Here is an 8,252-nt window from a genome sequence, read left to right as displayed (position 1 = left end):
GCCGGTGTTTGGGACTGCTGACGCTTTACGTCCCAAACACCGGCCCCTCCGGCCCGTCCCCTCCCGTTGGGGGAGTGTGCGGGTAAGTGGGGGCGTGCGTTGTGGCGCGTACACCTGACGTCGCCGGTCAGCGGGAATACCGACCCTCGCCCGTTGGGTTGTGGCCCCGCAGGGGGCCCTCGCGACCCTTACGGGTTCTGTTCGACCGACCCCTACGGGTCCCAAGGCCCCCTTGTACCCCTAACGCCCAGCCCCACCGCCCTCTTCCCACTCCCCCAACGGGAGGGGACAAACCGGAGGACGAAGTCTGTAGGGCTGGCACCGCACCCAACAACAACCCAGCCCGCCGCAGGCGCAACGGCGAACAACACCCGCGGCGGGAAAGACGAGTACGTAGGGGGCGCCGCAAAGCGCAACGGCGACCAAGCCCCGCGACGGGAAAGCCAAGTACGTACGGGGCGCCGCAAAGCGCAGCGGCACGGCGGGAAAGCCAGGTACGTGGGAGGCACCGCAAAGCGGTCACGCGATGGCTGCCATGATCAAGACGTCGTGCCATTCGCCGTCCCAGTGCAGCGCGTCGCGCAATCGGCCCTCCACCTCGAAGCCGCACTTCTCGTAGGCGCGTTGCGCACGCGGGTTGTACGGGAAGACCTCCAGCTCGACGCGGTGCAGGCCCACCCGGTCGAAGGCGTAGGCCAGGAGGAGGCGGATCGCCTCGGGGCCGATGCCGCGGCCGGTGGCGTCGGCGGCGAGGGAAATACGGAAGCTGCCGTGGGCGTTGTCCTTGTCGATCTGGCTCAGCGCCAGTTCACCGAGGTAGCCGCCGGTCTCCCGGTCCTCGATGGCGAGGTCGAGACGGTCGGCGCGCCCGGCGGCGGCTGCGCACCAGTCCTGCAGTTCGGGCAGCGTCCAGTCGCGGTGGGTGCCGGTCAGCCGGCGTATCTCGGGGTCGAGGAAGGTGGCGTGGAAGGCGTCCGCGTGGCGGAGCGTGAGCGGCACCAGCCGGATCCGCTCGCCCGTGAGCACCGGCTTCTCCGAAAGTGCGGTGGGGTCGATCATGACGGGATGATGGCGGGCCGCGGACGGTGCGGCAACTGAAATCGACCGGTGGGGGAGCCGGTCGGAAGGGGGACGACGTGGAGCTGCGCCAGGTGCGGTATTTCGTCACGGTCGCACAGGAGCTGCACTTCGGGCGGGCGGCCGAGCGGCTGCACATCGTGCAGTCGGCGGTGAGTCAGCAGGTCCGGCGACTGGAACGGGAGCTGGGGACCGAGCTGTTCGACCGCTCGGCGCACCAGGTGCGGCTGACGGCCGTCGGTGCGCGGTTCCTGCCGGAGGCTCAGGCGCTGCTGGCGGCCGAGGAGCGCGCCCGCGCAGTCGTCGCCGAGCTGACCGCCGGCCGGTCCCGCACCCTGCGCCTGGGTACGAGCACGGGCCTGGGCGCGCATCTGGACCGGGTGCTGGACGCGCTGGCCGGGCTCGCCCCGGAGATCGGGGTGGAGCTGGTTTCGGCGCGGGCCCCGGAGCGGCTCGACCGGGTGGTCTCGGGCGAGTTGGCCGCGGCGTTCCTCCGCGGTGAGCCGGACGACGGCGGCCGGGACGGGCTGAGGTTCCTCCCGCTGTGGCAGGACCCGCTGGTGGCGGCCGTCCCGGCCCGGCATCCGCTCGCCGCCTCGCCCGGCACGGTCGCGCTGACCGAACTCGCCCCCGTGCCGCTGCTGCTGACCGAGCGGCGCAACAACCGCGCCCTGGTCGACCTCGTGGTCAACGCATGTCATGACGCCGGTTTTGCCCCCGTGCCCGGCCCTCGGTACGGCTCGCTCGACGACACCTTGACCGCGATCGGCGCCGCCGGCCCGGCGGACGGGCTGTGGACCGTCGTCTACGCCTCGCACGCGGACCGGCTCCATACGCCCCGGGTGGCCTTCCTGCCGTTCCGCAACCCGGGCATGGAACTCACCACCCATCTCGCGGTGCGCCGCAGCGATCCGCCGGCCGGGCTGGAGCCGCTGCTGCGGGCCTGCGCGGAGGCGGGCGGCGGCGGGGTGTGGCCCGCCGCCTGAGCCCGTCCGATCTCGATCCGTGATCGCTGCGGGCGCGAGCCACTTCTTGGCCGCGCGAGCCGTAGCGATGCTCTGAGGGCACGTCGACGAAACCGTCACAAACGACCCTGTCGAGCTGAAGCGGGAGCTGGTCCGGCAGATCACTGATGCGTTCGTGGACGCCGCCGGAAAGTAACCCCACGTACCCGTCTGTCCCGCCGCGGGGCTTGCCGTTGTGCGCTTTGCGGCGCCCCGTACGTACTCAGCCGTCCCGCCGCGGGTGTTGTTCGCCGTTGCGCCTGCGGCGGGCTGGGTGGGTGTTGGGTGCGGTGCCAGCCCTACAGACTTCGTCCTCCGGTCTGTCCCCTCCCGTTGGGGGAGTGGGAAGAGGACGGTGGGGGCGGGCGTTGGGGGTACAAGGGGGCCTGCGGACCCGTAGGGGACGGTCGAACAGATCCCGTAAGGGTCGCGAGGGCCCCCTGCGGGGCCACAACCCAACGGGCGGGGCGAGGTATTCCCGAGACCTCACGACACCGGGTGCGTCCTCGACGACGCGCGCCCCCACTCACCCGCACACTCCCCCAACGGGAGGGGACGGGCCGGAGGGGCCGGTGTTTGGGACGTAAAGCGACAGCAGTCCCAAACACCGGCCCCGCAGGTCCGTCACCGCACCCAACACCCACCCAGCCCGCCGCAGGCGCAACGGCGAACAACACCCGCGCCGCCGCAGACAACTACGTACCCGGCGCCGCAAAGCGCAACGGCGAGACGCCCCGCGGCGGGACGGCGGGCTCCGTGCGGGGGCGCCGCAAAGCGCACAACGGCGACCCACACCCGCGCCGCCGCAGCCAACCACGTACGCCCTAAGCCACAAAGTCGAGCCGAGCCGCCACATCATGGTGGATCGGGGTGTGTGCGCCGGTCAGCGGCGCACCCGTGCCGCCGCGGCGGTTGGCGACGATTTCGGCGGCGATCGAGAGTGCGGTCTCCTCGGGGGTGCGTGCCCCGAGGTCGAGGCCGATCGGTGAGCGCAGGCGGTTGAGTTCGAGTTCGGTCAGGCCGACGTCGCGCAGTCGCTGGAGGCGGTCCAGGTGGGTGCGGCGCGAGCCCATCGCGCCGACGTAGGCGACGGGGAGTTTCAGCGCGCGTTCCAGGAGCGGCACGTCGAACTTGGCGTCATGGGTGAGGACGCACAGCACCGTGCGGCCGTCGAGTTCCTGGGAGTCGAGGTAGCGGTGCGGCCAGTCGACGACGATCTCGTCGGCGTCGGGGAAGCGGGTGCGGGTCGCGAAGACGGGGCGGGCGTCGCAGACGGTGACGTGGTAGTTGAGGAATTTGCCGACCCTGACCAGGGCGGAGGCGAAGTCGATGGCCCCGAAGACGATCATGCGGGGGACGGGGACGGAGGATTCGACGAGGAGGACGACCGGCCGGCCGCACTGCGAGCCGTCCGCCCCGATCTCCATCGTCGTGGTGCGGCCCGCGTCGAGCAGGGCGCGGGTCTCCTCGACGGCGGTGCGGTCGAGGGCGGGGTGGCCGCCGAGGGTGCCCTCATGGGTGCCGTCGGGGCGCACGAGCAGTGCCCGGCCGAGGAGTTCGGCGGGGCCCTCGATGATCCGGGCGACCGCCGCCGCCTCCCCGGCGGCAGCGGCGGCCAGCCCGGCGGCGAGCGTGTCGGCAGTGCTGTCCACCCACTCCCCCGCGGCTCCGCCCGGTGCGGAGCGCGGGGCGCCCGTCCGGATCGGCTGGACGAGGATGTCGATGATGCCGCCGCAGGTCAGGCCCACGGCGAAGGCGTCCTCGTCGCTGTACCCGAAGCGCTCCAGTACCGGTTGGCCGGTCCGCAGCGCTTCTTGGCACAGTTCGTAGACCGCACCCTCCACGCATCCGCCGGAGACCGAACCGATCGCCGTGCCGTCGCCGTCCACCGCGAGGGCGGCTCCTGGTTGGCGGGGCGCGCTGCCGTTGGTGGCCACGACGGTGGCCACCGCGAATTCACGGCCCTGCTCGACCCACCGGTGCAGCTCGTCGGCGATGTCCAGCATGTCGGTCTCCTTACGGATAACGGATGGGTGGATGCGGGCGGATCAGTGGTGTACGCCCAGCCAGTTCTCGATCGGGTTGAGCGAGAAGTAGGCCAGGAACACCAGGGAGAGCACCCACATCAGCCAGCCGGGCTCGCGCCACTTGCCCTGCACGGCCTTGATGGCGACGTGGGCGAGGACGCCGGCGGCGATGCCCGCGGTGATGGAGTACGTGAACGGCATGAGGACCGTCGTCAGGAACACCGGGATGGAGGTCGCCGGGTCGTCCCAGTTGATGTGCTTGGCGTTGGTCAGCATCATCGAGCCGATGACCACCAGTGCGGCGGCGGCGACCTGGGTGGGGATGACCTGGGCCAACGGGGTGAAGAAGAGGCAGAGCGCGAAGCCGAGACCGGTGATGACGCTGGCGAAGCCGGTCCGTGCGCCGTCGCCGACGCCCGCGGTGGATTCGACGAACACGGTCTGGCCGGAGGCGCCGGTGAGTCCGCCGACGATTCCGCCCGCACCGTCGATGGCCAGGGCCTTGTTCAGCCCGGCCATCTTGCCGTCCTTGTCGGCGAGGTTGGCCTGCTGGCCGATGCCGATGATGGTGCCCATGGCGTCGAAGAAGCCCGCCAGGACGAGGGTGAAGACGATGACGCCGACGGTGATGCCGCCGACGTTGCCCAGGCCGCTGAAGGAGACGTGGCCCAGCAGTCCGAAGTCGGGGGTGTCGACGATGGATCCGGAGATGACGGGTGCGTTGCGGCCGCCCCAGTCCTTGACGGTCAGCCCGGCGAGCTGGTGGACGATCGCGGAGAAGAGCGTGCCGCCGACGATGCCGATGAGGATGGCGCCGGGCACCTTGCGGACCTGCAGCAGGAAGATCAGCAGGACGGTGAAGGCGAAGCAGAGCACGGGCCAGCCGGTGAGCATGTCGGCGGTGCCGAGCTGGATCGGCTTGGCGCCGGCGAGACCGCCCGGGCCGGGCATGGAGGTGACGAAGCCCGCCTGGACCAGGCCGATGAGGCAGACGAACAGGCCGATGCCCATGGTGATGGCGTGCTTGAGCGGCAACGGGATCGCGTTCATGATCAGTTCCCGTGCGCCGGTGACGACCAGCAGGACGATCACGGCACCGTAAATGATGCACATCGCCCAGGCGTTGTCCCAGGTCATCTGCGGGGCGACCTGGAAGGACATCACGGCGGACACGCTCAGGCCGGCGGCCAGGGCGAGCGGGACGTTGCCGAGGAACCCCATGACGATCGTGGTGACGGCGGCGGCCAGCGCGGTTGCCGTGGTCACCTGGTCGGCGTTGAGGGTGGCTCCGGTGATGTCCTTCGTGGTGGTCAGGATCACCGGGTTCAGGAGGATGATGTACGCCATCGCCATGAAGGTGGTGACGCCGCCACGCACCTCCCGGCCGACCGTCGACCCTCTCTCGGATATGTGGAAGTACCGGTCGAGCCAGGACCGGCCGGCGGGCTGGCGCGAGCCGTCGCCCGCCTCTTCCGCCGTGGTCCTCGGCTCAGTGGACTGCTGGGTCATGGTGCCTTGCTCCCAAGGTTCAAAGGGGCACTCGCGAAGTGGCGAGATTTGGGATGGATCTTCGGCTGCACGACCCGGGGGACGGCCCGAGGCGAACGTGGGGTACTGACTGCGTACGAGGCAGCAGCGACTGCGGTGGTGCGAGGGGGGAGGCTCCGGGCGGTGCGCGGAGGAGGACGGACAGGGACACCCCTTGTCGCGTACCGCCCGGAGGCCGGGGTCCGGGAGCAGCGCCCCCGGACGGCTCACTGTGTGCCGGTGAGGTGCTCCGGGCGCACCGGCGTCTTGTTGAGCTCCAGACCCGTGGCCGCGCGGATCGCCGCGAGGACCGCAGGGGTCGAGGAGAGGGTGGGGGCCTCGCCGATGCCGCGCACACCGTAGGGCGCGTGCGGGTCGGCGAGCTCCAGGTAGTCGACCGGGATGGTGGGGGTGTCGAGGATGGTCGGGAGCAGGTAGTCCGTGAAGGAGGGGTTCTTCACCTTCGCGGTCTTCGGGTCGACGATGATCTCTTCCATCACCGCGACGCCCAGGCCCTGGGTGGTTCCGCCCTGGATCTGGCCGATGACGGAGAGCGGGTTGACCGCCTTGCCGACGTCCTGGGCGCAGGCCAGTTCGATCACCTTGACGAGGCCGAGCTCGGTGTCGACCTCGACGACCGCGCGGTGTGCGGCGAAGGCGTACTGGACGTGGCCGTTGCCCTGTCCTGTCCGCAGGTCGAAGGCCTCGGTGGGGCGGTGGCGGAACTCCTCCTCGACCTCCACGGCCTCGTCCTCCAGGACGTCCACGATGGTGGCGAGGGCCTCGCCACCATCGGTGACGACCTTGCCGCCCTCCAGGAGGAGTTCGGCGGTGGCCCACGCCGGGTGGTACGAGCCGAACTTGCGCCGGCCGATCTCCAGGACCTTCTCGCGGACGATCTCGCAGGAGTTCTTGATGGCGCCGCCGGTCATGTAGGTCTGACGGCCCGCGGAGGTGGACCCCGCCGAGCCCACCTGGGTGTCCGCGGGGGCGATGGTGACCTGCTGGACGCCGAGTTCGGTGCGGGCGATCTGCGCGTGGATGGTGACGCCGCCCTGGCCGACCTCCGCCGCGGCGGTGTGGACGGTGGCCACGGCCTCGCCGTTGATGACCTCGATGCGAATCTTCGCGGTCGAGTAGTCGTCGAAGCCCTCGGAGAAGCCGACGTTCTTGATGCCGACGGCGTAGCCGACACCGCGGACGACGCCCTCGCCGTGCGTGGTGTTGGACAGACCGCCGGGCAGCGCGCGGACGTCGGCGCCCTCGCTGGATTCCCACTGGCGCTCCGGCGGCATGGGGCGGGCCTTGACCCGGCGCAGCAGCTCGGCGACGGGAGCGGGCGAGTCGACCGGCTGGCCGGTCGGCATGATGGTGCCCTGCTCCATCGCGTTCTTCTGCCGGAACTCCACCGGGTCCATGCCCAACTTCGCCGCCAGCTTGTCCATTTGGGCTTCGTACGCGAAGCATGCCTGGACCGCGCCGAAGCCGCGCATGGCGCCGCAGGGCGGGTTGTTGGTGTAGAGGCCGATCGCCTCGATCTCCACGTCGTCGATGACGTACGGACCGACCGAGAGGGACGAGGCGTTGCCGACGACCGAGGGGGTCGACGACATGTAGGCACCGCCGTCCAGGACGATCTTGCACTTCATGTGCGTGATCTTGCCGTCCTTGGTGGCGCCGTGCTCGTAGTAGAGCTTCGCGGGGTGCCGGTGGACGTGGCCGAAGAAGGACTCGTACCGGTTGTAGACCATCTTCACCGGCTTGCCCGTGCGCAGGGCGAGGACGGAGGCGAGGATCTGCATCGAGATGTCCTCGCGGCCGCCGAACGCGCCGCCGACGCCGGCCATCGTCATGCGGACCTTCTCCTCGGGCAGGCCGAGGCAGGGGGCGATCTGCTTGAGGTCCGAGTGCAGCCACTGGGTGGCCACGTACAGGTCGACGCCGCCGTCCTCGGCGGGCACCGCGAGGCCGGACTCCGGGCCGAGGAAGGCCTGGTCCTGCATGCCGAAGGTGTACTCGCCCTTGACGATCACGTCGGCCTTTTTGGCGGCCTCCGCGGCGTTGCCGCGGATGATCGGCTGGCGGTGCACGATGTTCGGGTGCGGGACGTGCCCGGCGTGGTGGTCGCCGCGGTTCTCGTGGACCAGGATCGCGTCGGGAGCGGTCGCGGACGCCTCGTCCGTGATGACCGGGAGCTCCTTGTACTCGATCTTGATCTTCGCGGCGGCGCGGCGCGCGGTCTCGGGGTGGTCCGCGGCCACGAGGGCGACCGGCTCGCCGTGGTGGCGGACCTTGCCGTAGGCGAGGACGGGGGTGTCCTGGTACTCCATGCCGTAGTTCTTCGCGGCCGGCAGGTCGTCGGCCGTCAGGACGGCGTAGACGCCCGGCAGGGCCAGGGCCTCGGAGGTGTCGATGGACACGATCTCGGCGTGCGCGACCGTGGAGCGCAGGGCCTGGCCCCAGAGCATCTCCTCGTGCCACATGTCCGAGGAGTAGGCGAATTCGCCGGTGACCTTCAGGGTGCCGTCGGGGCGCAGCATCGACTCACCGACGCCGCCCTTCGTCTGTGAGCCTTGGGTGACGTTGGCGGGGATGCCCGTAGTGGTGCCAGCCATGA

Annotated in this window: 5 protein-coding genes; 1 reads left to right on the top strand and 4 read right to left on the bottom strand. The window is 70.6% G+C overall.

Annotation, left to right across the window (positions count from 1 at the left end):
- Positions 1-519: 519 nt before the first annotated feature.
- On the bottom strand, positions 520-1,059 hold the full coding sequence (locus ACGF4C_RS05325) for a GNAT family N-acetyltransferase (protein WP_393563427.1): 540 nt from the start codon (positions 1,057-1,059) through the stop codon (positions 520-522).
- Between the two features lie 77 nt (positions 1,060-1,136).
- Between ACGF4C_RS05325 and ACGF4C_RS05320 the strand changes: the two genes are divergently transcribed.
- Positions 1,137-2,063, top strand: a complete 927-nt coding sequence (locus ACGF4C_RS05320) for a LysR substrate-binding domain-containing protein (RefSeq protein ID WP_393563426.1) — start codon at positions 1,137-1,139, stop codon at positions 2,061-2,063.
- Between the two features lie 842 nt (positions 2,064-2,905).
- Here ACGF4C_RS05320 and ACGF4C_RS05315 read toward each other — a convergent pair.
- The 3 genes from ACGF4C_RS05315 to ACGF4C_RS05305 all read right to left on the bottom strand — a co-directional run bounded on the left by ACGF4C_RS05315 (position 2,906) and on the right by ACGF4C_RS05305 (position 8,250).
- Positions 2,906-4,087, bottom strand: a complete 1,182-nt coding sequence (locus ACGF4C_RS05315) for an XdhC family protein (protein WP_393563424.1) — start codon at positions 4,085-4,087, stop codon at positions 2,906-2,908.
- Between the two features lie 42 nt (positions 4,088-4,129).
- On the bottom strand, positions 4,130-5,617 hold the full coding sequence (locus tag ACGF4C_RS05310; protein ID WP_393563423.1) for an NCS2 family permease: 1,488 nt from the start codon (positions 5,615-5,617) through the stop codon (positions 4,130-4,132).
- A gap of 245 nt (positions 5,618-5,862) precedes the next feature.
- Positions 5,863-8,250 (bottom strand): xanthine dehydrogenase family protein molybdopterin-binding subunit, encoded by a 2,388-nt coding sequence (locus ACGF4C_RS05305; protein ID WP_393563421.1) that lies wholly within the window; start codon positions 8,248-8,250, stop codon positions 5,863-5,865.
- Between the last annotated feature and the right edge of the window lie 2 nt (positions 8,251-8,252).

Source organism: Streptomyces sp. NPDC048197, from assembly GCF_043202395.1.
In the GTDB taxonomy this organism is placed as follows: domain Bacteria; phylum Actinomycetota; class Actinomycetes; order Streptomycetales; family Streptomycetaceae; genus Streptomyces; species Streptomyces siderophoricus.
The sequence above is the reverse complement of the archived record's forward strand: the minus strand, read 5'-3'. Positions and strand labels throughout refer to the sequence as shown.